Annotated in this window: 22 protein-coding genes; 17 read left to right on the forward strand and 5 right to left on the reverse strand. The window is 35.8% G+C overall.

All coding sequences use genetic code 11. The features are described 5' to 3' along the window. Nucleotides 1-144 precede the first annotated feature (144 nt). The 9 genes from AC6IWN_RS04815 (at nt 145) to AC6IWN_RS04855 (ending at nt 11,296) form a co-directional block, all read left to right on the forward strand. Entirely contained in the window at nt 145-1,200 is a 1,056-nt protein-coding gene (locus AC6IWN_RS04815) for a sugar ABC transporter substrate-binding protein (RefSeq protein WP_497991238.1), read from the forward strand. Between the two features lie 80 nt (nt 1,201-1,280). Further along, the gene (locus tag AC6IWN_RS04820; RefSeq protein WP_497991239.1) at nt 1,281-2,774 is read left to right on the forward strand and encodes a sensor histidine kinase; all 1,494 of its coding nucleotides are present in this window, start codon (nt 1,281-1,283) and stop codon (nt 2,772-2,774) included. A gap of 35 nt (nt 2,775-2,809) precedes the next feature. Then, the gene (locus tag AC6IWN_RS04825; protein ID WP_497991240.1) at nt 2,810-4,402 is read left to right on the forward strand and encodes a helix-turn-helix domain-containing protein; all 1,593 of its coding nucleotides are present in this window, start codon (nt 2,810-2,812) and stop codon (nt 4,400-4,402) included. Nucleotides 4,403-4,449: 47 nt separating this feature from the next. Then, complete coding sequence (locus AC6IWN_RS04830) at nt 4,450-5,484, forward strand: sugar ABC transporter substrate-binding protein (RefSeq protein WP_497991241.1); 1,035 nt, start codon at nt 4,450-4,452, stop codon at nt 5,482-5,484. A gap of 276 nt (nt 5,485-5,760) precedes the next feature. Next, nucleotides 5,761-6,852 carry a multiple monosaccharide ABC transporter substrate-binding protein gene (gene chvE, locus AC6IWN_RS04835; protein ID WP_497991242.1) on the forward strand — a complete coding sequence of 364 codons (1,092 nt, stop codon included), beginning with the start codon at nt 5,761-5,763 and terminating at the stop codon, nt 6,850-6,852. Between the two features lie 232 nt (nt 6,853-7,084). Further along, a complete protein-coding gene (gene mmsA / locus AC6IWN_RS04840) occupies nt 7,085-8,602 on the forward strand; it encodes a multiple monosaccharide ABC transporter ATP-binding protein (protein ID WP_497992167.1) in 1,518 nt (505 codons plus the stop codon). Nucleotides 8,603-8,604: 2 nt separating this feature from the next. Next, on the forward strand, nt 8,605-9,762 hold the full coding sequence (mmsB, locus tag AC6IWN_RS04845) for a multiple monosaccharide ABC transporter permease (protein ID WP_497991243.1): 1,158 nt from the start codon (nt 8,605-8,607) through the stop codon (nt 9,760-9,762). A 523-nt stretch (nt 9,763-10,285) separates the two neighbouring features. Continuing rightward, complete coding sequence (locus AC6IWN_RS04850) at nt 10,286-10,600, forward strand: hypothetical protein (RefSeq protein ID WP_497991244.1); 315 nt, start codon at nt 10,286-10,288, stop codon at nt 10,598-10,600. A gap of 66 nt (nt 10,601-10,666) precedes the next feature. Beyond that, entirely contained in the window at nt 10,667-11,296 is a 630-nt protein-coding gene (locus AC6IWN_RS04855) for a histidine phosphatase family protein (protein WP_497991245.1), read from the forward strand. A 248-nt stretch (nt 11,297-11,544) separates the two neighbouring features. On the opposite strand, the gene AC6IWN_RS04860 is transcribed toward AC6IWN_RS04855, so the two are convergent. The 3 genes from AC6IWN_RS04860 to AC6IWN_RS04870 all read right to left on the reverse strand — a co-directional run bounded on the left by AC6IWN_RS04860 (nt 11,545) and on the right by AC6IWN_RS04870 (nt 13,671). Next, the gene (locus AC6IWN_RS04860; RefSeq protein WP_497991246.1) at nt 11,545-12,375 is read right to left on the reverse strand and encodes an HAD family hydrolase; all 831 of its coding nucleotides are present in this window, start codon (nt 12,373-12,375) and stop codon (nt 11,545-11,547) included. A gap of 17 nt (nt 12,376-12,392) precedes the next feature. After that, complete coding sequence (locus AC6IWN_RS04865) at nt 12,393-13,022, reverse strand: GNAT family N-acetyltransferase (RefSeq protein ID WP_497991247.1); 630 nt, start codon at nt 13,020-13,022, stop codon at nt 12,393-12,395. Nucleotides 13,023-13,101: 79 nt separating this feature from the next. Continuing rightward, nucleotides 13,102-13,671, reverse strand: coding sequence for a manganese efflux pump MntP (locus AC6IWN_RS04870; RefSeq protein WP_497991248.1), 570 nt, complete (start codon nt 13,669-13,671; stop codon nt 13,102-13,104). Nucleotides 13,672-13,971: 300 nt separating this feature from the next. Between AC6IWN_RS04870 and AC6IWN_RS04875 the strand changes: the two genes are divergently transcribed. The 5 genes from AC6IWN_RS04875 to AC6IWN_RS04895 all read left to right on the forward strand — a co-directional run bounded on the left by AC6IWN_RS04875 (nt 13,972) and on the right by AC6IWN_RS04895 (nt 19,073). Continuing rightward, nucleotides 13,972-14,892: an AEC family transporter gene (locus tag AC6IWN_RS04875; protein ID WP_497991249.1), complete on the forward strand. Its 921-nt coding sequence runs from the start codon at nt 13,972-13,974 to the stop codon at nt 14,890-14,892. A gap of 169 nt (nt 14,893-15,061) precedes the next feature. After that, the gene (locus tag AC6IWN_RS04880; RefSeq protein WP_497991250.1) at nt 15,062-15,931 is read left to right on the forward strand and encodes a DegV family protein; all 870 of its coding nucleotides are present in this window, start codon (nt 15,062-15,064) and stop codon (nt 15,929-15,931) included. A gap of 194 nt (nt 15,932-16,125) precedes the next feature. Next, entirely contained in the window at nt 16,126-16,884 is a 759-nt protein-coding gene (locus AC6IWN_RS04885) for a TrmH family RNA methyltransferase (RefSeq protein ID WP_497991251.1), read from the forward strand. A 158-nt stretch (nt 16,885-17,042) separates the two neighbouring features. Beyond that, nucleotides 17,043-17,879, forward strand: coding sequence for a glycerophosphodiester phosphodiesterase family protein (locus tag AC6IWN_RS04890; RefSeq protein WP_497991252.1), 837 nt, complete (start codon nt 17,043-17,045; stop codon nt 17,877-17,879). Between the two features lie 291 nt (nt 17,880-18,170). Then, nucleotides 18,171-19,073, forward strand: a complete 903-nt coding sequence (locus AC6IWN_RS04895; RefSeq protein ID WP_497991253.1) for an alpha/beta hydrolase — start codon at nt 18,171-18,173, stop codon at nt 19,071-19,073. 136 nt (nt 19,074-19,209) lie between these two features. Here the strand turns inward: AC6IWN_RS04895 and AC6IWN_RS04900 are convergent, their stop codons facing one another. Together AC6IWN_RS04900 and AC6IWN_RS04905 are read right to left on the reverse strand one after the other, a co-directional pair. Then, a complete protein-coding gene (locus AC6IWN_RS04900) occupies nt 19,210-19,449 on the reverse strand; it encodes a hypothetical protein (RefSeq protein ID WP_497991254.1) in 240 nt (79 codons plus the stop codon). A gap of 443 nt (nt 19,450-19,892) precedes the next feature. Further along, on the reverse strand, nt 19,893-21,104 hold the full coding sequence (locus tag AC6IWN_RS04905) for an argininosuccinate synthase (RefSeq protein ID WP_497991255.1): 1,212 nt from the start codon (nt 21,102-21,104) through the stop codon (nt 19,893-19,895). A 400-nt stretch (nt 21,105-21,504) separates the two neighbouring features. Here AC6IWN_RS04905 and AC6IWN_RS04910 point away from each other — a divergent pair, with 400 nt between their 5' ends. The 3 genes from AC6IWN_RS04910 (at nt 21,505) to argJ (ending at nt 24,034) form a co-directional block, all read left to right on the forward strand. Continuing rightward, nucleotides 21,505-22,113, forward strand: a complete 609-nt coding sequence (locus AC6IWN_RS04910; protein ID WP_497991256.1) for a Maf family protein — start codon at nt 21,505-21,507, stop codon at nt 22,111-22,113. 105 nt (nt 22,114-22,218) lie between these two features. Then, nucleotides 22,219-22,653 carry a GNAT family N-acetyltransferase gene (locus AC6IWN_RS04915; protein WP_497991257.1) on the forward strand — a complete coding sequence of 145 codons (435 nt, stop codon included), beginning with the start codon at nt 22,219-22,221 and terminating at the stop codon, nt 22,651-22,653. Between the two features lie 160 nt (nt 22,654-22,813). Then, nucleotides 22,814-24,034 carry a bifunctional ornithine acetyltransferase/N-acetylglutamate synthase gene (gene argJ, locus AC6IWN_RS04920; RefSeq protein ID WP_497991258.1) on the forward strand — a complete coding sequence of 407 codons (1,221 nt, stop codon included), beginning with the start codon at nt 22,814-22,816 and terminating at the stop codon, nt 24,032-24,034. Nucleotides 24,035-24,050: the final 16 nt, after the last annotated feature.

A 24,050-nucleotide genomic window follows, 5' to 3' on the forward strand; every position in this document is an offset into this window, starting at 1 on the left:
CTTCCTTTTCATTTTAACTATAATATCATATTCTTGCCGAATAAACTTGTTACTGGAGAGCAGTTAATTAGTAAATTCATATAGTAAATAAACAAAAAGGATGCTATACTATTATAATAAATTAACAGTAAATGAGGAATAAGAATGCGAAACAAATCGGACAAGCGTAGATTGTCAAATCAAAACAGAGTGATTACTTTAGCTGCAATGTGCAGTATAGCAGTCGGAATTATTATTATTTTGGCTGGTATGTTTTATTATAAATATCGTATTTCAGAATTGGAATTAACGGAAAAAGATGAATATAAACAGTATGATTATCATTATGCAATAATATCGGAAGAAGCAGACAGTACTTTTTGGAAAGCAATTTATCAAGGTGCCATGGATAAAGGTAAGAAAAACAATGTCTATGTTGAGAAAATCGGAAGTGATTTATCTATTAAGTATTCCCTGCAGGATTTGATGAAAATTGCAATTGCCTCTAAGGTTGACGGAATTATACTTGAACCGAATGGGGACGAAGATATGAATGCATTAATTGATAAAGCATATAAGGCCGACATACCTGTTGTAACAGTGCTTAAGGACACAACTGGAAGCAAGCGTATCAGTTTTGTCAATATTAATAGTTATACGCAAGGGCAGACTTACGCGAGAGAAATCCTTCAGACGGTTCGTGAAGGAGTTAAGAATATAACAGTTCTGTTAAATAATGATTCAAAGTATAACACACAGAAGGTTATTTACTCGAATATTGTCGGCGCTGTTGCAAATCACAGTGTTACAGTAAAGTCTGTGATGGTAAATACCAAGGATGCGTTTAGTTCAGAAGACAGTATACGTAAGATCATAATGGATAAAGTAAATCCTCCTGATTTGTTAGTTTGTCTGACGGAATCGGATACCAGAAGCGCTTATCAGGCAGTGGTGGATTACAACAAAGTTGGGGAGGTTGGAATCGTTGGTTACTATTATTCGGATATGATTTTATCAGCAATTGAAAAAAATATTGTTCACTCAACAATGACATTGGATGCAAAACAAATGGGAGCAAACTGTGTAGAGGCTCTGACTGAGTATAAGAAATCCAACTATGTTAGTGATTATTATTCGGTAGATATCAGTGTTATTAACAAGAATAATGTAAAAGACTATATTAAGAATGTTAAAAAGAACAAATCAGAGGAAAACGAATAATAGCAAGCACACACATGATCCGGATATACACATCATATGTCTTGAATTACAAGATGTTTACTTAAGCGGGGGTTACAAAAATGAATTCAAAGAAAAAAACTGGATCGATTCGAAGAAGATTAATCTTGGTTTTTATATTGTCTTCGACAATCATATTTTTTGCTAATTTAATAATGTATTATAATATTAATAAATCGATCGGAACGATTGATCAAGTATATAAAAGCAATGCTCAATTAAACAAGCTTTACGATAAGCTGTCTGAAGTTCAGAATAATCTTTATGAATTTTTAAATACCAGAAGCAGTGAATCACTTGAAAATTATTATCGTACATCACAGGATTATAAAAATCTAATTAATGATTTGGATGGTAGTATTACTGATAATGATATGCTTTTAATGCAGAAAAATATTAAGAACATGTCAGAAAATTATCTTCAGCTTGTGGCGGATACCGTTAATGCAAAAAGAGGACGTAATATTGAAAAATATAAAAAACTATACGAAGAAACAAGACAAATGTTTGGATACATCAACGTTCATATTAATAGTTTAAATAATGAGAAGTTTAAAAATAATTCAAAAAAATATGACGTATTATTAATATCTTTTAATTATCTTGAAATTATCAGTACTACGGTTCTGCTGGTATTAACAATCCTTACGGTACTTCTAATTATTATAGTGACGCGAAGCATTACGGATCCTTTGATGAAGCTGACACGTGTTGCACACCAGGTTGCCGGAGGTAATTTTGAGGTTGATCTGGTTCACGTGGACTCATCCGATGAAGTCGAGATTGTTACGAAAGCATTTAATAACATGATTGTCAGCATTCATCAGTATATTATCAAAACAAGAGAAAGTATGGAATTAGAAAACAAGATGATGGAGCGGGAGTTGATGATGAAAAATCATCTCAAGGATGCTCAATTAAAATATCTGCAGGCGCAGATCAATCCACACTTTTTGTTTAATACCTTGAACGCGGGTGCGCAGCTTGCCATGATGGAAGGTGCGGATAAGACTTGTCTGTTTATTGAAAATATGGCGGATTTCTTCCGATTTAATATGAAAAGCTTTGATTATGATTCTACGTTAAGAGATGAAATTAAACAGGTAGATAGTTATATTTATATATTGAATGTAAGGTTCTCGGGAGGGATACATTTCTTTAAAGAGATAGATGAGAGTCTGTTGGATATTAGAGTTCCCAGTATGATTTTACAGCCTGTTGTTGAGAACTCAGTGAACTATGGAATTCGAAATGTGGAATATGAAGGGGAGATTCACTTGGAGGTTAAAGCTGCAGGTGAAAATATTGAAATTATTGTTGCAGATAATGGTACGGGAATTGATCAAAGTACAATTGATCGTATTATGACAGCAAGACTTGAAGAGAGCACATCGCTCAAAGAACGAGTTGTTTCTAAGGATTCTAACGGGATAGGGCTTGGTAATGTTATTAATCGATTAAGGCTTTATTATAACCGGGAAGAAGTGTTCCAAATTGAAAGTGAAGGTCATAATAAAGGAACTAGGGTTATCATTCGCATACCAAGAAATCGTTAATGCTAAGATGGGGGATCTAAAAGATAGGAGAAACTATGTACAAGATAATGTTAGCAGATGATGAAGGAATTGTTATTGATTCCTTAAGGTTTATTATTGAGAAAAATTATCAGGGCAATTGTCTGGTGGAGCATGCCACTACGGGGAGAAGTGTAATTGAGCTGGCAGAGAAATTTAAACCTGATATTGCAATTATGGATATTCAGATGCCCGGTATAAATGGAATAGAAGCGATGAAAGAAATTAGAAAAACGAATAGTTCGGTTATCTTTATCGTAATGACGGCATATGACAAGTTTACTTATGCGAAAGAAGCAATTAATTTAGGCGTTTTAGAGTATTTGACAAAGCCGGTGAATCATACGGTAGTGGTAAATACATTACAAAAGGCAATGGATATCATAGAATTAGAGCGTAAAAAAAGAAGTAATGATTTAATGATCCGGGAAAAACTTGAGATTGTTGTTCCAATTCTGGAGAGTGATTTTATCTATGCGATATTATCCAATGATGACTTTAGAACAGAAGTGGACTTTAGAAGCTTACTTTCTATTAAAGATGAGTATGGAATGATGATGGTAATTGAATTTGGTGATTCCATTGAGGATGGAAAGCTGACAAATCCTGTTGGTGTAAGTGTAAAAGCTCAAAATTACTACCAATTAATTCGAGGGTATTTAAAAGAAGAGTTCCCTTGCATTGTAGGGCCAATTATGGTGAATAAAATTGTTGTATTCCTTCCTTGTGATAAACCACAGCTTGAGTATGATGACCGTATTAATATTATCGAGATGGTGCGACATTTGATTAGAGAATTAACAAAGCAGATCGACCTTCAATTTAAAGTAGGTATTGGTTCCGTGGCTCCTTTAAATCGAATAGGAGAATCCTACAAGGAAGCATTAACTGCTACGCACAACAGTAAAGGTCGAGTCGTTCATGTGAAAGATATACCGGTTGGATGCGATTATGCAGATGACTACCCAATCGACATAGAGAAAAAACTCTATGATATGATTGAAAAGGGTAATATGGAAGGAACAAAAACGGAAGCGAATCGTTTTTTTGACTGGATGGTGGAACATTTTCCGGACTGTGAGATGGATATCAAGCTAAAGACTTTAGAATTTATCCTTTTTGCGGAGCAGAAGGCATTCCTTAGCGGGGGTATGACCTATCATTTCCGTTATCGTAAGGATTACTTAGAAACACTGATTCAGATAAGCGATTATGATTTGCTACGTAAGTGGTTTGTAAATAAAATTTTGGAGGCTTGTCGAAATACCATAACAAAAAAAGATGAACAAACCAATATAGTAATTATAAAAGCAAAAGCATATATTGAAGAGAATTATAGTAAAGATATCTCTTTAGATGATGTATCGAGAGTGGTAGATATTAGTCCATATTATTTTAGTAAGTTATTTAAAGAGGAGACTGGCGAAAACTTCATAGAGTACTTAACTAATATTCGTATAGAGGAAGCAAAGAAATTGTTGCGAAACAGGGAGATCAGCATCAAAAACATCTGTGCAGACACAGGTTACAGTGACCCGAATTATTTTAGCCGTATCTTTAAAAAGCAAGTGGGTGTTACACCTACGGAATATAGGGAGAAGGTAATGTGAGATAATTAAATTTTTCACATTAATATGAGGAAGGGCGTGGTTATTTTATGAAAAAGTTAAGTATTGTATTGGTTCTACTTGTGACATGTGCAATATCAATGACTGGGTGTAGTAATAAAAAGGAAAGTGATCATAACGTAAATCATGAGAAAAAGAGGATTCAGATCGGATTATCGTTTGATTCATTTGTAATTGAGCGCTGGCAAAGAGACCGTGATGTATTTGTATCAACGGCACAAGAGTTGGGGGCAGATGTTAATGTTCAAAATGCAAATGGGGGAGTAAAAGATCAAATCTCACAGATTGAGTACTTAATCAGCAAAAAAATGGACGCTATCGTAGTCGTTGCTGTCGATTCTGAGGCATTGTCCGGAGTACTAAAAAAGGCTAAGGATGCCGGAATCATTGTAATCGCATATGACCGTTTGGTTAATAATGCGAATGTAGATCTTTATATTTCTTTTGATAATGAGAAAGTGGGACGCTTAATGGCGGAAGCTTTAGTCAAGGGGGTTCAAAAGGGAGGTAATATTATTACGATTTATGGCCCGACATCGGATAATAATGTAGCCCTTGTCGAGAAGGGATTTAACAGTGTTATAAAAAATTCCGGTCTAAATGTGATATACTCAGTTAATGCAAAGGATTGGCTTGCCGAAGAAGCATTTACTGCAGTAAATACGGCATTATCCAAAAATTCGAATATTAATGGAGTAATGTGTGGTAATGATAATTTGGCGAGCGAAGCAGTAAAGGCGTTATCGGAGAACCGTATGGCAGGTAAAGTAGTGGTGACCGGACAGGATGCTGATCTGGTAGCATGTCAAAGAATCGTTGAGGGGACCCAGACCATGACGGTGTATAAACCGGTGGATCAGTTAGCGAAGTCTGCTGCGGAATATGCGGTTAGGTTAGCCAAGGGAGATAAGGTGGATTTTAAAGAATCCATCAATGATGGGAATTATAAAGTTCCCTACGTTAAGCTGGAGCCTATCGCTGTGAATAAGGATAATATATATCAGGTTATTATCGAGGGAGGATTCCAGAGAGAAGAAGAAGTATATTTGAATGTTCCGAAATAAATTAAATTAATATAGAAGAAAGAGCTCCATAGTTTGCACAGGAACAAGTTAAGGTTGTGCTACTTTGGAGCTCTTTTGTACTATGCAGGGATAGCTCGGAGTATAATAGGAATTTTTCGCAATATCAGTGCAATAAATTGCTATACCATAGGAGGGTAGCATATTAGTATGTGCATTAATCATCAATAATATGCAGATTAAAGCAAGTTTGTACTATTCTATACGTGTTATTATCAATACGTAGTAAAAAACATATTTTATGGGAGGAAAAAATTTATGAAAAAGAAGTTAATTAGTTTAATGCTTTGCGTTGCACTAGTAGCATCTTTGATGGTTGGATGTGGTAGCAAAGATGATTCCAAATCCGGTGCGAAATCAGATGCAAAAAAAATTGGTGTAGCAATGCCTACAAAAGATTTACAGCGTTGGAACCAAGATGGTTCTAATATGAAGAAGTCCTTAGAGGACGCAGGATACAAAGTAGACTTACAGTATGCTAACAATGACGTTTCTACTCAGGTTTCTCAGATTGAGAACATGATCACAAGTGGTTGTAACGTATTAGTAGTTGCAGCTATCAATGGTAGCTCACTTGGTACTGTATTAGCGAAAGCAAAAGAAAAGAATATTCCAGTTATCGCTTATGACCGTCTTATCATGGATACTGATGCAGTTTCCTACTATGCAACCTTTGATAACTTCAAAGTTGGTGTAATCCAGGGACAGTATATCGTTGATAAATTAAAACTTAAGGATCAGGCTGGTCCTTTCAACATCGAGTTATTCACAGGTTCTCCTGATGATAACAATGCTACTTTCTTCTTTAACGGTGCTATGAGTATTTTACAGCCATACATCGACAACGGCAAATTAAACGTTGTTTCTAAACAGAAGAAATTTGAAGAAGTTGCTACACAGAACTGGTCAACAGAAGAAGCTCAGAAGAGAATGGAAAACCTTCTTACATCCTTCTATGCTGATAAGAAAGTTAAACTTGATGTAGTTTATTCATCCAATGACTCTTGTGCAATCGGTATTACTAATGCTTTAGTTAACGCTGGTTATACAAAAGATGATTTCCCGATCGTAACCGGTCAGGATTGTGATAAGACTTCTGTAAAGAACATTCTTGCAGGAACTCAGTCAATGTCTATCTTCAAAGATACTCGTGAATTAGCAAACAAGGTAGTTGAAATGGTTACCGCTATTGTTGATAACAAAGAAGTACCTGTAAATGATACTAAGACTTATGACAATGGTAAGGGCATCGTTAAAACATTCCTTTGCGATCCAGTATTCGCAGATAAAGATAACTACAAGAAATTATTAATCGACTCCGGATATTACAAAGAGAGCGATATTCAGTAATCAACACATTAAGTAAGGGTGTTGTATAAGGAAACAGTCATACAGCACCCTTATTAAATTACGCGATGGTAGAGTGAAATGTTATTTCTTCCCAATCGTGAGAATATATGTATTGTACAATTAGTTACACTGCTACGGCAGTGAATATATTACTCAGAGCTTCGACATAGAAACTCTAGAAACCATCATATTTTATAGTATAGGAGGGGTATCAGTGGCAGCAATATTGGAAATGAAAAATATTACCAAACGCTTCCCCGGAGTTAAGGCATTAGATAATGTCAACCTTCATGTTGAAGAAGGCGAGATTCATGCGTTGGTTGGTGAAAATGGTGCAGGAAAATCAACATTAATGAATGTACTTAGCGGAATTTATCCGTATGGAAGCTATGAAGGCGATATTCTGTACCAAGGTGAAGAATGTAAATTCAATGTTATTAAAGACAGTGAAAGTAAAGGTATCGTAATTATCCATCAGGAACTTGCGTTAGTTCCATACATGACAATCGGAGAAAATATGTTCCTTGGTAACGAAAGAGGAACTGTAGCGAAAATTGATTGGGAACAAACTTATCATAAAGCGGCAGAGCTGCTTAAAGTAGTTGGTTTGAATGAAGACCCTAAAGAATTAATAAAGGATATCGGTGTTGGTAAACAACAGTTAGTTGAAATTGCGAAAGCTTTGGCTAAGAATGTTAAACTTCTCATTCTTGATGAGCCTACTGCGTCATTAAATGAAGCTGATTCCCGTAAACTACTAGATTTACTGTTAAGCTTCAAGAAAGAAGGAATGACTTCGATAATTATTTCTCATAAATTGAATGAGATTTCATATGTAGCTGATAAGATTACTGTAATTCGAGACGGTGCTACTATAGAGACATTGGATAATAAGAAGGAAGAAATCAGTGAAGAGCGCATCATTCGTGGCATGGTTGGTCGTACCATGACGGATCGTTTTCCTAAGAGAGAGAATGTTGATATTAAAGAAACCAATCTTGAAGTAAAGAATTGGAATGTATATCATCCACTCTATGCTGGACGTAAAGTTGTAGATAATGTATCACTTCATGTAAAAAAAGGTGAAGTAGTTGGTATCGCAGGACTTATGGGTGCCGGCCGTACAGAGCTTGCATTAAGTATCTTTGGTAAGAGCTACGGTGTAGATATCTCTGGTGATTTATTAGTAAATGGCAAGGAAGTTAATTGGAATAGCTCAAGAGAGGCAATTGATAATAAGCTGGTTTACGTTACAGAAGATAGAAAGGGAGATGGTTTGGTCTTATCCAACCCAATCCGTGTTAATACTACCTTGGCTAAGATGAGTAAAGTAAGTAAGAATGGAATTATTGATCAAGATCTTGAAGTAATTGTATCAAATGATTACATTGGAAAACTAAAAACCAAATGTACTTCTTCAGAGCAAACAGTAGGTAACCTTAGTGGTGGTAATCAGCAGAAGGTATTAATCAGTAAATGGATGTTCTCTGATCCAGATATCATGATACTTGATGAACCTACCAGAGGTATCGATGTTGGTGCGAAATATGAAATTTATTGCATTATTAATCAATTGGTTAAAGAAGGCAAATCAATCTTGATGATTTCTTCTGAATTACCGGAGTTGCTTGGTATGTGTGATCGTATCTATATAATGAATGAAGGTAAAATGGTTGGTGAAGTCTCTAAAGAAGAGGCTACCCAAGAACTTATTATGAGTCAAATATTAAAGACAAGTAAAGGAGAATAGAGATGGATAAAGCAAAGGAAATACTTAAAAAGAATACAATGATCTTTGCGTTGATCGTTGTTACAATCTTTTTCGCCTTTGGTACGGGTGGAAAATTACTTCTCCCAGGTAATGTTACAAACTTAATAGCACAAAATGGTTATGTGGTTATTTTAGCAACAGGTATGTTACTATGTATCTTAACCGGTGGTAACATCGACTTATCAGTCGGTTCAATCGTTGCATTAGTAGGTGCTTTAGCAGGTACATTAATTGTTAATATGAAGGTGCCGGTTAGTTTATCAATTATCATCTGTTTGTTAGCAGGTATCATAATCGGTGTAATTCATGGTTATTGGATCGCATATTTACGAATTCCTGCATTCATCGTAACACTGGCCGGTATGTTATTATGGCGAGGCGTTGCACTTATGATTTTAAATGGTTTAACAATTTCAAGCTTACCAAACTCATATTTGAATTTGTTCAATAGTTATGTTCCGGATTTCTTCAAAGGTGATATTAATATTACATGTATCTTAATTGGTGCTATCCTTAGTGTTATCTATGTTGTTACTCAATTAATATCCAGAGCAAACAAAAGTAAGAAGGGTTATCAATTAGAATCCATTATTGCACTTGTTGCAAAACTTGTAATTGTGGTAGTAGCAATCATGGCATTAAGCTACTCCTTAGCAAATGCAAGCGGTATTCCTGCAATCTTGATCATACTTTCTGTAATCGTTATGATCTATGCATATTTTACAACAAGAACCGTTCCTGGTCGTTACCTCTATGCAATGGGTGGTAATGAGAAAGCAGCTAAATTGAGCGGTGTAAATACCAATAAAGTATTATTCTTTGCTTATGTTAACATGGCATTCTTGAGTGCAGTTGCTGCTCTCGTATGTGTTGCTCGTTTTAACTCTGCTGCTCCTACAGCAGGTGTGAACTATGAATTAGATGCAATCGGTTCTTGTTTTATCGGTGGTGCATCCGCTTACGGTGGTGTTGGTAAAGTAGGTGGCGTTGTTATTGGTGCTGTATTCATGGGTGTTCTTAACATCGGTATGTCCATTATGGGCGTCGATGCAAACTTACAAAAAGTAGTTAAAGGTATCGTACTTCTCGCAGCTGTTACCTTTGACGTATTATTGAAAAAGAGAAGTAAAACAGCATAATATATTCTCCTCGTCCTATGCTGAAAGGCCCCGGTTCCCCGACCGGGGTCTTTTACCGTCCAAAAACAGACATGTTGATAAGGGGGGTGAAGGGAAGAAGCAGAACAGTGATTACTTCTTTGGAGAGATGATAATCACTGTCCTGCTTCTTCCCTTCTACATATCGAAAATAAATATTAAAGAAAATTGGTGGATTAGTTTTAGTAAGGTAGTTCTGTTATATTTATTAAACGATAAAAGATATAGTATAGAAAAGAAAGAGAATAAATTATTTTATGAAGAAGAAAGAGAAAAGCAGATAGCATATCTTTAGTAAGTATGAATTACCATGTAGCCTGAAATAATTAAATAATATTTATGGTTTGATTATACGCTTATGGACGTATCTATGATGACTAGGGTGGATGGAGTACACAATCTTTGATAAACTCTTGTAATTGGATTACATTACATGATAGAATGAGGAGGTTGACATAAATGACAATGAGTAGATATAGTATTGAATAAATACGGAGGTAGTGATATGAGAGATGAATTAGCACAGTTGGATGCAGATTTAAAGGGTCTGTTTTCTGAAAATAAATTGGAAGAATTGAATGCCTTACTGCAGGAGCAGTCGGAGGAGGATGTAAAGGAACTGATCGTGTTTTATTGTGATATAATACGAAAGTATTATGATTCGGAGCGATTTGATTTGTTGCTTACCCATATTCGATTTGTTGCATTTAGCTGTTATATGGTGGAGTATGCAGATCAGGGTGATATGATTACCAAGGAAGAATACCTGGGTATGATGAACATCTATAATGAAGTATATGAGAGAAAACAACAACAATAATCATGATTGCGTAACATATATTAAATGCAAAAAAGTAGGATGAAATATAGAAAAGGTGGTGCAAACATGATTAATCTTTACTTGATCAGACACGGAAGACAGTGTAGTAGGTTATGTAATGTTGATGTGGAGCTTGCGGATGAGGGAAGAAAACAGGCAGAACTTCTTCGGGATAGAATGAAACATTATGAGATTGATGCGTTATATTCAAGTGATTTAATTCGGGCAAGGCAAACAGCGGAGATTTTAAATGAAGCCTTACAACTCCAACATATAATCAAAGAGGGGATTAAGGAAATATCCTTTGGGTTACTCGAGGGAAAGAGCGACGAATATATTAATGAGCATTTTAGTGAATTTAAAAAACAACAGAAGATGCTGATGGATGATATTCCATATCCGGAAGGAGAAAACGGAAGAGCGGTATATCAAAGAGCGATGCCAGTCATCCAGGAAATTATAAATAGTGGTTATAAGAATGTAGCAATTGTAACTCATGGTGGAACAATACGTGTACTTCTTGCAGCCCTAGTTGGTAAAAATCAAGCAAACCGATTTTTGTTCGGTTTATCCTTGGAGAATACAAGTATCACTCATTTACAATATGATAAAGAGCTGGGACGTTTCTATTTAGAGAGATTTAATGACTTTGCACACTTAGAAGGATATCCGGAATTGTATCGAAAGAATATGTAAACCACGATTTCATTTTATGGCCATCAACTATTAAAATGTTAAAATGTTCAAAGTATGAGTAAGTAGATGTGTGACGGAAGCACGTATTATACATAAAATCATCAATATGCCCAAGTATATGTATGTTTTAAGAATTGTATAATATTTATTCTTAAGACTAATAGTATACTATTTTTGTTTAAGCTTTAATTTGTGCATATTGATGATAATAATATAAGCAGGATTTTTAATATCAGTAATTAATATAATTAAAGTGGTTTGAAATTCTCTTTTAACCACATTGCAACCCCATCTGAAGTATTCTTGTCGATCACCTGATCGGCTTTTTCTTTTAATTCTTCCACCGCATTACCAACGGCCAATTTTACGTCACAGGCTTCAAACAACGGCAGATCATTACGATTATCTCCAAAGCATACAACCTTTTCAAATCCGTATTCTTCTCGTAGAAACTGTACTGCATGGTATTTTGAAGCGGATTTACTGTATATCTCAAGGTACCACAAGCCGGGTACATAATTATCTTTATAGAATACACAGTTTAATTCCTTGATTTTTTGCAGAGCCTGATATACCGGTTCAAGTATTTCCCTTTCATCCATTAATGAATAATAGATTAGAGGTTCATCCGATAAGGTTGAGAAATCATCAATCTGAGTAAATGGCTTACGATAGCGGCTCACGCGTTCCTGCACAAAGTTCTTTAAGGCAGGGTGACTGATATCCTCATAATAAGTTGACATGATTCCATCTTTTATGGTATATGCAAACCCTTTTAGATTATGCTCTTTAATCAGAGTCATTAGTTTTGCAACGCTATCCTTAGGGAGTGTCTCTATTTTTACAAAATCGTCCTTTGCTAAATCAAAGATGCAAACACCGTTCATCAATACGATGGGAATGGAAATGTTCACATCCTTTAGTATTGGCTTAGCAGAAGCGATGGAACGTGCAGTTGCAACGGTAAATAGCATGTCTTGGTCAATTAATTCATTCAAAATTTGTACGGTAGCATCAGAAAGTTCAACGTTAGGTTGCAGAAGCGTGCCGTCCAAATCGGATATATATAATGTCTTCATTGGTTCTCCTTTGTTGTCTATAATATAATTTTAACTTCTGAATCTGGTATGGGATTTTTATTGTAATCATCAGCTAATAATCCGTAGATATAATAATCGGTCATTACATTAACAATAGCACCCTGTTTTATCATACCTTCCTTCTCAAATCCCAATTTTTCTGCGACGCGAACGGAGCTTTGATTGTTCGTAAAGCAACGGATCTGTAATCTGGTTAAATTGAGCGCTTCAAATGCCACTTTACACATAGCTTGTCCCGCTTCGGGGGTAAATCCCTTTCCCCAATAATTTTTACTGATGCGGTAACCAATATCTGCCTGTTTATCCAGTCGGAAATCGTATAATACGACCTCGCCGATTACCTTATGGGTATCCTTCAATTCCATAAGCCAGGTTAATTCCCTACGGGCTTTATACTCTTTCATGGTGGCTTTATAGTGATAATCCAATTTAATCATTTTTCTTGGGCGCCCGCTTCCGTCGCTGTCGTTTGCTTCATCGTATACACCCCAATAACGATAAACACTATAGTCGTTTATAAATTCCAGACTATCTTTTCCGTCTTCGGGACTCTCTGTGATTTGACGAAGGATTAATCTGCGTGTCTCCAACACGGGTAATTTATTAAAACATGAATCTAAACTCATGGTCTTCACTCCTTTGATTTGGTAAGATGTCTCTATTATCATATAAGATGGATGATTTTTCAACCTAGTTTGCGTAATATCAAATGAATCTTTCAAGAAATATTTTTAATCCGATAATTATAAGGATGATTCCGCCGACAAATTTGGCACGAACACCTAATAATACACCAAACATTCTTCCGAAATAAACTCCGACAAAGCAGAAACAGAAGGTAACAATACCTATCGTGAGAGAAGCAACTAATATATTGATATCAAGAACGGCAAAGCCTACACCCGTTGCCAATGCATCAATACTGGTAGCAATGCCCTGAATAAATAAATTTTTGATTTTGAGAAACTGACTCATGGGCTTTGGTGTTATTGGATGTTGTCTTTCTTTGTTTGCCTCAACGAGCATATTGATTCCGATTCCCCCTAGTAGAATCAAAGCAATCCAATGTTGATAAAGATGTACGACCTCTGAAAATGAATTGCCGAGAATAAAACCGATCACCGGCATGAGTGCCTGAAATAATCCAAACATAATACCATTGGCAAAGGCATAGCGTTTGGTAACCTTTTTACGACAGATACCATTTGTCATAGATACTGCAAAAGCGTCGGCAGTTAAACCAATCGCAAGAAGGAACAATGTTAGGAAATCCATAGTCTTTTTCCTTTTTTATTTTATTATACTGATAAGATTGCATTTATATGAACAGTCCAACAAGTTATTATGTAGAATATTGCTTATTGGGTGCACAGAGTTATAGCAGTAAGAATGAGCTTCGATATCAACGCTGCAAAAGTAGGCCTATCTTCTTTGTCATCTTTGTATAATTAAAATATAAATAATCATAATTATTTATTAAAAAAATTACTTGAAGGTTCCTGAAAATCAGTGCATAATAACTTATCGAGACATAATAATTAAAAATCCGACACATCGTGGAAAGTAGGTAAAATAATGAATCTTGCTCTAGCAGCGATTAGCCAGATTATCATAATGTTTGTTCTTATTCTGGTTGGAATCATTAGTTATAAAATAAAGTTAATTGATAATGAAACAAATAAAAAGTTAGCGGATATTGTGTTGCTGTTGGTAAATCCGATGGTAATCTTAATGTCCTATCAAAGAAAATTTGAGGCAACGTTATTAACCGGACTGTTGATTTCCTTTGTACTTGCGATAGCAACGCATTTAGTCAGTATCTTGCTATCGGTAATAATATTAAGAAAAAAAGGTGCGGATATTAGTATAGAACGGTTTGCTATGATTTATTCCAATTGCGGGTTTATCGGTATACCTTTAGTAAACGGAATCTTCGGTGGTGAAGGTGTGTTTTATCTAACCGCTTATATTACGATATTTAATCTTGTGGTATGGACGCATGGCATGGTTAGTATGTCCGGAGAATATGATAAAAAGTCCATTATAAAGGCAATCCTTTCCCCCTCTGTATTATCCATTTTTGTCGGTTTTTTGCTCTTTGTCTGTCATATAACATTGCCGGAGGTGATTGGTAAGTCGGTATCTTATATCGCTGATATGAATACGCCGTTAGCGATGATGGTAGCAGGAGTTACCATTGCCCAGACCAATATTCTTAAGGTGTTTATGAATGTAAGAGCATTATATATATCATTGTTTAAGCTGGTATTGATACCAATTGGTATGTTACTGGTGTTCCGATTTTTCAATATCCCAGATATCGTTATACTGACATCAATTTTAGCGTGCGCCTGCCCGACCGGTGCTACAATCAATTTGTTTTCCATTCGCTATGATAAGAATTATCTATACGCTTCGGAGTTATTTGCTATTACCACAATTTTATCCATAATAACGATTCCAATTGTGATGGTACTTGCGAAATTAATTGTTTAGTTATCAGTTTGATGTTGACAGATTTATATTTTATCGTAAATAATGCTAATAATAAATACACAATTGCTTTATTTAATATCGGTTTATTGAATATTTCTTGCGTATTGGATCACTTTCGTAGTAAAATAGTAACCAGCATGTAATAATAGTAAATAAAGGAGCTGTATCAATGAATAACTATGTGATTGTAAGTGATGCAACACTTGATTTGCCTGCAAATATCGTAAAAGAATATGATTTAAATATTATTCCTATGGGTGTAAGTGTAGATGATAAGGAATTTAATCATTATCCGGATGAGAGGGAATTGTCCATCGAAGAGTTTTATACAAAATTAAAGAACGGAGGAGTACCTCGTACAACTCAGATTACTCCTGCTGTATTTATGGAACATTTTGAAGAAATTCTTGATCAGGGTATGGACATTCTTTACATAGCCTTTTCTTCCGGATTAAGTGGAACCTATAATGTATCTCAGCTTGTAATAAGAGATTTAGTTGAAGAGTATCCAGATCGAAAGATATATTGCGTGGACTCTTTATGTGCTTCGGTGGGAGAAGGTTTGCTTGTTTTAAATGCGGCAAAAAATAAGAAGAACGGTATGGATATTGATGCGTTGAGAGATTGGGTGGAAGAGAACAAAAGACGCATCTGTCATTGGTTTACTGTTAAGGATTTATTCTTCTTAAAGCGTGGTGGAAGAATCACTTCATTGGAAGCAATTGTAGGAACTGCATTAAAAATCAGACCGGTTCTTAGTACGGATGAACAAGGAAAACTGCAGGTGATTTCCAAGGTCAGAGGAAGCCGTGCAGAGATGGAACTAATGGTTACAAAATTAATTGAGCAGGGTGTAGATATAGCTTCTCAAACTGTAGGGATTGCCCATGCTGATAATCTTAGCCAAGCTTTAGAATTGGAAGCAATCATCAGAGAAAAGAATATCGTGAAGGATATTTTCATTACCAAAGTAGGACCGGTAATTGGCACGCATACCGGACCCGGTATGTTGGCTTTGGTGTTTATGGGAAATAATTAATTAATTAATTAATCCATCAATAAATTGAGTATAATTGTTATGAAAAGGGGCTGTTGCAAAATTAAAATTTGTTATATCATTTTATGAAGGATATACATTTTGCAGTAGCTCCTTTTTTATGTAAAGAATAAGCATTTCCAATTACAGTAAGCCTATGGCGTGGAGATGATTTAGGGCGTGAACGGAGGGTATCAATGAAACAGAGCAAGATAGATGCATCGAACGAGCAACAGATAAAACCATATAAAAAGGATGTTGATTATTCTTATACGTTGGGGGCGTTTCCGACGTATGAGTTAATTAAATCAAAACCTGAACAGGTAAAAAAGATATTAGTAGATTCCAGCTTCACGGATAAGGATAAGCTATATCAGTTGTGTGAGAGCAGTAATATACCGATTGAAGAGAATAATAAACTGATAGCTAGGTTAAGTGACAAAGAAAACTGTTATGTGGCGGGTGTATTTAATAAATATAACAATGAACTCGTAGCGAATAAGCCGCATATTGTATTGGTAAACCCCAGTAATATGGGGAATCTCGGTACAATCCTTAGAACAGCGGTAGGGTTCGGGATATATGATATTGCAATTATTCTACCCTCTGCGGATTTGTTTAATCCAAAGACAGTTCGATCCTCCATGGGAGCACTCTTCAAGCTGAACATCAGCCAATTTCAGAGCTTTGAGGATTATAGAAAGATCTATCCGGAGCATGATATATTTACCTTTATGCTCGATGGTGAGAATACATTAGAACTACAGAATTGTCCGAAGACAAGCTTATATTCTTTGGTGTTTGGCAATGAGGCAACTGGACTGGATGCCTCCTTCTTAACAGCTGGAACAAGTATTTTTATACCACAGTCACCGGACGTTGATTCCTTAAATCTGACGATCGCGGTTGGTATCGGAAGTTATGTGTTTACAACAGTGAATCGTGCAAATGAATAAACACTAGAGTGATAACATAGAATGGTATGCTGGCAGATTTCTGGTACTACTGGCAACAATTCTATTAAAGCTTACGGTGTTAGCTAACCGATGAGAAAGAATAAGTATGATTAAAATTATGATGATGATGCTGAGGATTAATGTTAGGAGTATGTAATATGTTGTTGTATATTTTAATTGGGCTTGCGTTAATGGTGTTATTATATTTGCTTATGATCATGCCAAAGTTAAAGCGTAACCCGGACAGTAAAAAACTTGATGGATGGTTATATGCGCATAGAGGGCTCCATGATAATAAGGGAGACGCGCCGGAAAACTCCCTACTTGCATTTCGTCTTGCGGTGGAGCATGGATATGGAATTGAACTAGATGTTCAGCTTACAAAGGATAGAGTAGCGGTTGTTTTACATGATTATAATCTAAAGCGTGCATGTAATGTAGATTATAAAGTGGCGGAACACAATTATATGGAATTACAGGCATTTCATTTGTTTGGATCTAAAGAAAAGATACCAACTTTACAAGAGGTGCTTGCGCTTGTTGATGGTAAGGTTCCTCTGATTATCGAATTAAAAATCTTATTCAAAGCAGATAGTACCTGTAAAGTGGTGTCAGAGATTTTAAAGAATTATAAAGGGGTTTATTGTATTGAATCCTTTAATCCCTTTGGCTTGTCATGGTATCGTAAGCATTATCCGAACATAGTAAGAGGGCAATTATCTACCGATTTCATACGGGAGAAGACCAAAGGAAATGTGGTTCAATATTTTTTTCTCAAACATCTGTTGATGAACTTTTATACTAAACCGGATTTTATTGCATATCATTATGTATATCGCAGTGGATTGTCTTATACAATCTGTAGAAAAGTATACCGCGTAAAGACGGTGGCCTGGACAATACAGAACCAGAAGGTTTACGAGGAAAATAGAAAATATTATGAATTGTTCATTTTCGATAGTTTCATTCCGGAAGAGGACAGCGTGAATTATTGAAAAGAATAATTCACACTTAGTTTGTGCCTGCTCACTGTCATAAACGGTACATTAACCTCGGCATACACTAACACAAAGGGCAGGCATATTAAGTTAATATAAAAGATTATATTAATCAACAAAATAATTATATAGAAAAAGAGAAGTAGTGGAAGCGTGATATTTATCGTGCTTAACTACTTCTCTTTTTATAGGTTTCAATCTATCATCATTTTGTTCAAATATGTCAGTGCATAATAGGAATTTTATTTGGGGATGAATACTAATAGAAAAAGGTAGGGATGTGAGTGATTGATTCAATTAATATTAGTATGGGTTTTTGAATGGCTTTGGTGCTTGGCGGATTTAATTATAAAGCCAAGAAATATTGCATATAAGAAAGGTTTTGAAAGGGAATTACGCTGGAAAAAATTCAACAGGGAAGACTTTGAGAAGTGGAAGAAAACCTCCTTTCGATTAAAATCGGATTTTGGTTATATACTGAGTTGTGAGGTATATGATTCTGATGAGATTACGAATACATCCGGAGATAGAAAGATAGCGATACTCTGTCATGGCTTAGGGTGCGCAAAATACGAGAGTATAAAATATGCGGAGCTTTTTATTAAGCTGGGTTTTACAGTAGTTGTGTATGATCATCGTAATCACGGAATGAGTGGTAAGGCTTATACATCGATGGGTTATTTTGAGAGGTACGATTTGAAAAAAGTGGTGAGTTGGTGTAAGGATAGTTACGGAAAGAGCTGCAAGATTATAACTCATGGAGAATCAATGGGTGCAGCAACGGTATTGTTGCATCTGGAAATAGATAATAGGGTAGATTGTGTGATTGCGGATTGCGCTTATTCGGATTTGAAATCACTGATTCAGCACCAATTAAAGCAATTCTATCATTTACCCGGCGTTTTACTGCTTCCTATTGAGAATCTTGTAATTTACCTTCGTGCCGGATTCTGGATCAAGCAGATATCCCCGATCCGAACAATTAGAAATAACACAACCCCGGTATTGTTTATTCATGGGAAACGGGATAACTTTGTTCCAACAGAAATGTCAAAGAAAATGTATCAACAAAAAATAAAGAATAAAGCCATCTATCTGGTTGCAAAAGCAAAGCATGCAGAAAGCTATTGCAAAAATAAAAAGGGATACGAAAAGATAGTACTGGAATTTTTAATGAAATATCTAAAGTAAATTAGATAAATCAAAGTTCACAACGAGAAATTCGAGAGAAAAGAGATTTAATAAATCATAGGAGGGGATTGATTCCCCCTCCTATTTTTGATACTCGTTTTTGAGAAAGTTTTGAATTAACATTCTATTATAAATCCTATATGTTTTCTTTTGAAAAATATTCTTTTGCTAAAATTAATATACCCAATATAAAGAATATACAAGTCAAAATATATGGTATTAGTAACCCATAATTGGTAAATGCAGTCATAAATGGACCGTCGTCAGTATTCCACTCTGTCATATTTGATGAAATTAAAGAAGTAGTTAATAAAATTGATATATTAGATAGTGATGAAATAATAAATATAACAATTCCTATCATGGTTTTTTTCATAATCTTCCTCCTAATAAAAATTTTATACATATAATTATATATCACCCAGCCAAATAATTCCAGCATACATGTCCGTATGGCATAATACAACCTTCTGTTCTAAAGCCTATTATATTGAATCTAGAGCATATATTCTGTACCAGTAATATTTTCTAGTAGAGCGAATTTATAAATTTACTAATTATATATTAAATCATTGTTATAGGTGTCGTAAAGTATTATCAATTTAGAAATAGTTAATTAAATATAACTGGCGAGAATTAAAAGGGCTTTTTCAATAGAGAATCTTTTCATGGGTGGATGTGATTATCCGATAATGCACAGATTGGAATACACAATTGTGGTTAGTGTCTTCCAATCTGTGTGTGAGGGATTTACATCCTTCCATAAGAAGATTGTCTATCGAAAAAGCCTTTAATAAACTCACTAAAATAATTTAACGATTATTTCTCATCCAAGGAAGCCATCTTCATAGCGCGAACCTTTAAGGATAAACCAAAGAGGTTGATGAAGCCTTCTGCATCACGATGGTCATAAAGATCACCGGTGGTAAAGGATGCGATGCTCTCATTGTATAAAGAATACGGAGAAGTTGTACCCTGCTTAATGATATTACCCTTGTAAAGTTTAAGCTTTACTTCACCGGTTACATATTCCTGAGTAACATCGATGAACGCTTGATATGCTTCTCTTAATGGAGTGAACCATTTTCCCTCATATACGATGTCTGCATAGCGGTTAGCAACTTCCTTTTTCGCGGTCAATGTAGCACGATCAAGGATTAATTCTTCTAATTGCATATGTGCCTCTAAAAGAATAGTGCCGCCAGGAGTTTCGTATACACCACGGGATTTCATACCAACAACACGGTTCTCAACGATATCTACGATACCAACTCCATGCTTGCCACCGAGCTCATTTAATTCCTTGATGATATCAGTAGGGGATAACTTCTTACCGTTTAAGGAAGTAGGAACACCTTTTTCAAAAGTTAAGGTGATTGTCTCGCCTTCATTAGGAGCCTTCTCAGGAGATACGCCGAGAACTAAGAGGTGATCATAGTTCGGAGCGTTAGAAGGTAGTTCTAATTCAAGACCTTCATGGCTGATGTGCCATAAGTTACGGTCGCGGGAATAGCTGTTATCTACAGAGAAAGGAAGGTTAATACCGTGCTTCTCGCAGTATTCGATTTCTTCTTCACGGGAGGACATGGTCCAGATTCTCCAAGGAGCAATGATTTTAAGGTCAGGAGCAAGTGCTTTGATGGTTAACTCGAAACGTACCTGATCATTACCTTTACCGGTTGCACCGTGGCAGATTGCAGTAGCGCCTTCGATTCTAGCGATTTCAACCAATCTTTTTGCGATTACCGGACGAGCCATAGAAGTACCTAAGAGGTATTTGTGCTCATATATTGCATTTGCTTTCACACAAGGAACTACGTAATCATCAACAAATTCTTCAACAACATCTTCAATATATAATTTGGTTGCACCGGATAATTTTGCTCTTTCTTCCAGACCATCGAGCTCGTTACCCTGACCAACATCGATACATACACAAACTACATCATAATCATAATTTTCCTTTAACCAAGGGATAATTGCGGTAGTATCAAGACCACCGGAGTAAGCAAGAATAACTTTTTCTTTCATACAATCCTCCATTCTGCCGATTACTGCGGCATGTTTATTTGTCTCACATTTAATATTTGTTTAAATATACATCAAAAATTAATATTATGCAATAGTAAAAATGAATAAAAGTATAAAAATACATTAAATATTTTTGGTAAAACTATAATGGCTTCCTATATTAGAAGCATTATAAGGAATTATCACATGAAATATGCGAGAGATGGGAAGGATATATCGGTTTTTCGATTATAAATGAGGTTATTTCTATTATGTTTCTTATAGGAAATAACATAAGACATCTTTTATATCAGATATAACATTTAATTCTTATGAATGAACGATTGTATTTTTCTTTTGGTTTGGGTATTATGTTTATTAAGATAGAAAAATGGAATTATATGAGAAAGGATAAAGAAGAATGAATCATGTAATATTAGCATCAGGCTCACCAAGAAGAAAAGAAATTATGGAGATTATGGGTATTCCTTATAAAGTAGTTACGGAGTATGTGGAAGAGATTACTGAGGAGACCATACCCGCAAACATGGTACAGGCTTTGGCTCAGTTAAAGACGAAAGCAGTTGCTGCAAAGTTAGAAAAAGCAGGCGAATACGAGGGAGGAATCATCATTGGTGCTGATACGATGGTTTTTTACCAGGACGAGGCACTTGGTAAACCGAAGGATGAAGAGGATGCATTCCGAATGCTTTCCATGTTATCAGATGATGTGCATGAGGTATATTCGGGCGTTAGTATTATTATAAAGAATAAGGACGGTTACAAAGAATATATTACCTTTTCAGTTGAAACAAAGGTAACAGTACAGCCGTTGACCAGGAAGCAGATTTATGACTATATCGCGACAGGAGAGCCGATGGATAAAGCGGGAGCATATGCGATACAAGGTTTATTCGGTATATATATTAAGGAAATAAAGGGTGATTATTATAACGTAGTTGGATTCCCGATTGCAAAAATCTACGAGAGCTTGATGAAAAAGGGAATCGATATAAAAAAATTAAAATAATTCTTGCATAAAATTCAATCCAGATGTATAATTATGAATAATTCATTTTGGCTGATGCATAGAAAAGCTTGTTTTAAGCATTGATCAGCTTGGAGGGGAGGATTCATGATACGGTTTTTCACAGAGAGTGATTATGCTGAAGTTTATCAACTTTGGAAAAACATGCCGGGTGTTGGACTGCGAAGCATGGATGATTCGAAAGAGGGTATTACAAGATTTATCAAACGGAATCCGACTACTAACTTTGTTGCAACCGATAATGATAATGGCAGAATAATCGGTGTAGCATTAGGAGGCCATGATGGGAGAAGAGGATATCTCTATCATGTATGTGTGGAGGAGTCTCACAGACAGAAGTCCATCGGCAGGCTGCTTATTCAATATGTAATTGAAGCGATGAAAGCTGAAAAAATATCCAGATTGGCACTTTTTTGTTTAAAGGATAATAATCTGGGTAATGAAGTTTGGAAGAGCCTGGGATGGACGGAGCGAACGGATCTCAATTGTTATGCACTAAATATCACGGAAGATAGTGTATAAAAATAATCGAATAGAACGTAACCTTATATTAATGTAAGGATAACATAGAACCGTAAATGATAAAATCATATCTGAGTGTATAAGTGGCTGATATGATTTATACATAACGGTATGTCTGAGGTAATTGCTTTTAGGCATTTGGAAAGGATGGGTAATAATTATGAATAAAATAAATGGCGGAGTTACCGTAGCACAGGGCTTTCAAGCAGCCGGTGTATATGCTGGAATAAAAAAGAAGAAAAAAGATATGGCTTTGGTGTATTCCACAGTTCCCGCTGTGGGAGCGGGTACTTTTACTACGAATGTGGTAAAGGCAGCTCCTGTAAAGTGGGATATTAAATTAACACAGGAAAGCGAGAATATTCAAGCGGTGGTTCTTAACAGCGGTATTGCAAATGCATGTACCGGTGTTGAGGGCGATATCAATAATGAGAAGATGGCTCAGGCTGTTGCAGATGCTATGAAGCTCCCTATTAATGCGGTCTATACAGCATCTACCGGTGTTATTGGTAAACAGATGCCTATTGATGTGATTCAGGAAGGTGCTAAGATTTTGGCAGCTGAATTAAAAGAAGGAGTAGAAGCTGGGTTACTTGCTGCAGAGGCTATCATGACCACAGATACCTATTCCAAAGAATGTGCAGTTACCTTTATGCTGGATGGTAAGGAAGTAAAGCTTGGTGGTATGGCTAAGGGTTCCGGTATGATTCATCCGAATATGGCTACCATGCTAGGAGTTGTAACTACTGATGTTTCAATTACAAAAGAGCTTCTTCAGGAAGCATTAAGTGCTGATGTAAAACGTTCCTTTAATATGGTATCGGTAGATCGTGATACATCAACTAATGATTCATTACTGGTTTTAGCAAACGGGTTATCCGGGAATAAAACAATTACAGAGAAGAACGAAGACTATGAGATATTCTGTCAGGCACTCAATTTTGTAACAACAGATTTATCAAAGAAAATGGCTGCAGACGGCGAAGGCGCAACCAAATTATTTGAAGTTCAGGTATTTGGTGCAGGATCAGAAGAGGAAGCGGTAGTAATCAGCAAATCAATTATAACCTCCAGTCTTGTAAAGACAGCAGTATTCGGAAATGATGCAAACTGGGGTCGTATTCTTTGTGCTATGGGCTATTCCGGAGTATCTTTTGAACCGGATAAGGTTGATTTATACATTGAAAGTATTGAGGGAAAAATTAAATTGGTAGAGAATGGTATGGCAGCTGACTACAGCGAAGAATTTGCAACGAAGATACTTTCTGCAAAAGAAGTAAAAGCAACTGCAGATTTAAAGTCAGGTACATCCACCGCGACTGCATGGGGCTGTGATCTCTCCTATGATTACGTTAAAATTAACGCAGATTACCGTTCATAAGAAACAAAAAAGCGAT

This window comes from Variimorphobacter sp. HTMS_6 (assembly GCF_059717775.1).

Excerpts from the sequence above, each read along its gene's own strand:
- AC6IWN_RS04815 (WP_497991238.1), top strand. The coding sequence starts at position 145 with ATGCGAAACAAATCGGACAAGCGTAGATTGTCAAATCAAAACAGAGTG.
- AC6IWN_RS04820 (WP_497991239.1), top strand. The coding sequence starts at position 1,281 with ATGAATTCAAAGAAAAAAACTGGATCGATTCGAAGAAGATTAATCTTG.
- AC6IWN_RS04825 (WP_497991240.1), top strand. The coding sequence starts at position 2,810 with ATGTACAAGATAATGTTAGCAGATGATGAAGGAATTGTTATTGATTCC.
- AC6IWN_RS04830 (WP_497991241.1), top strand. The coding sequence starts at position 4,450 with ATGAAAAAGTTAAGTATTGTATTGGTTCTACTTGTGACATGTGCAATA.
- chvE (WP_497991242.1), top strand. The coding sequence starts at position 5,761 with ATGAAAAAGAAGTTAATTAGTTTAATGCTTTGCGTTGCACTAGTAGCA.
- mmsA (WP_497992167.1), top strand. The coding sequence starts at position 7,085 with ATGAAAAATATTACCAAACGCTTCCCCGGAGTTAAGGCATTAGATAAT.
- mmsB (WP_497991243.1), top strand. The coding sequence starts at position 8,605 with ATGGATAAAGCAAAGGAAATACTTAAAAAGAATACAATGATCTTTGCG.
- AC6IWN_RS04850 (WP_497991244.1), top strand. The coding sequence starts at position 10,286 with ATGAGAGATGAATTAGCACAGTTGGATGCAGATTTAAAGGGTCTGTTT.
- AC6IWN_RS04855 (WP_497991245.1), top strand. The coding sequence starts at position 10,667 with ATGATTAATCTTTACTTGATCAGACACGGAAGACAGTGTAGTAGGTTA.
- AC6IWN_RS04860 (WP_497991246.1), bottom strand. The coding sequence starts at position 12,375 with ATGAAGACATTATATATATCCGATTTGGACGGCACGCTTCTGCAACCT.
- AC6IWN_RS04865 (WP_497991247.1), bottom strand. The coding sequence starts at position 13,022 with ATGAGTTTAGATTCATGTTTTAATAAATTACCCGTGTTGGAGACACGC.
- AC6IWN_RS04870 (WP_497991248.1), bottom strand. The coding sequence starts at position 13,671 with ATGGATTTCCTAACATTGTTCCTTCTTGCGATTGGTTTAACTGCCGAC.
- AC6IWN_RS04875 (WP_497991249.1), top strand. The coding sequence starts at position 13,972 with ATGAATCTTGCTCTAGCAGCGATTAGCCAGATTATCATAATGTTTGTT.
- AC6IWN_RS04880 (WP_497991250.1), top strand. The coding sequence starts at position 15,062 with ATGAATAACTATGTGATTGTAAGTGATGCAACACTTGATTTGCCTGCA.
- AC6IWN_RS04885 (WP_497991251.1), top strand. The coding sequence starts at position 16,126 with ATGAAACAGAGCAAGATAGATGCATCGAACGAGCAACAGATAAAACCA.
- AC6IWN_RS04890 (WP_497991252.1), top strand. The coding sequence starts at position 17,043 with ATGTTGTTGTATATTTTAATTGGGCTTGCGTTAATGGTGTTATTATAT.
- AC6IWN_RS04900 (WP_497991254.1), bottom strand. The coding sequence starts at position 19,449 with ATGAAAAAAACCATGATAGGAATTGTTATATTTATTATTTCATCACTA.
- AC6IWN_RS04905 (WP_497991255.1), bottom strand. The coding sequence starts at position 21,104 with ATGAAAGAAAAAGTTATTCTTGCTTACTCCGGTGGTCTTGATACTACC.
- AC6IWN_RS04910 (WP_497991256.1), top strand. The coding sequence starts at position 21,505 with ATGAATCATGTAATATTAGCATCAGGCTCACCAAGAAGAAAAGAAATT.
- AC6IWN_RS04915 (WP_497991257.1), top strand. The coding sequence starts at position 22,219 with ATGATACGGTTTTTCACAGAGAGTGATTATGCTGAAGTTTATCAACTT.
- argJ (WP_497991258.1), top strand. The coding sequence starts at position 22,814 with ATGAATAAAATAAATGGCGGAGTTACCGTAGCACAGGGCTTTCAAGCA.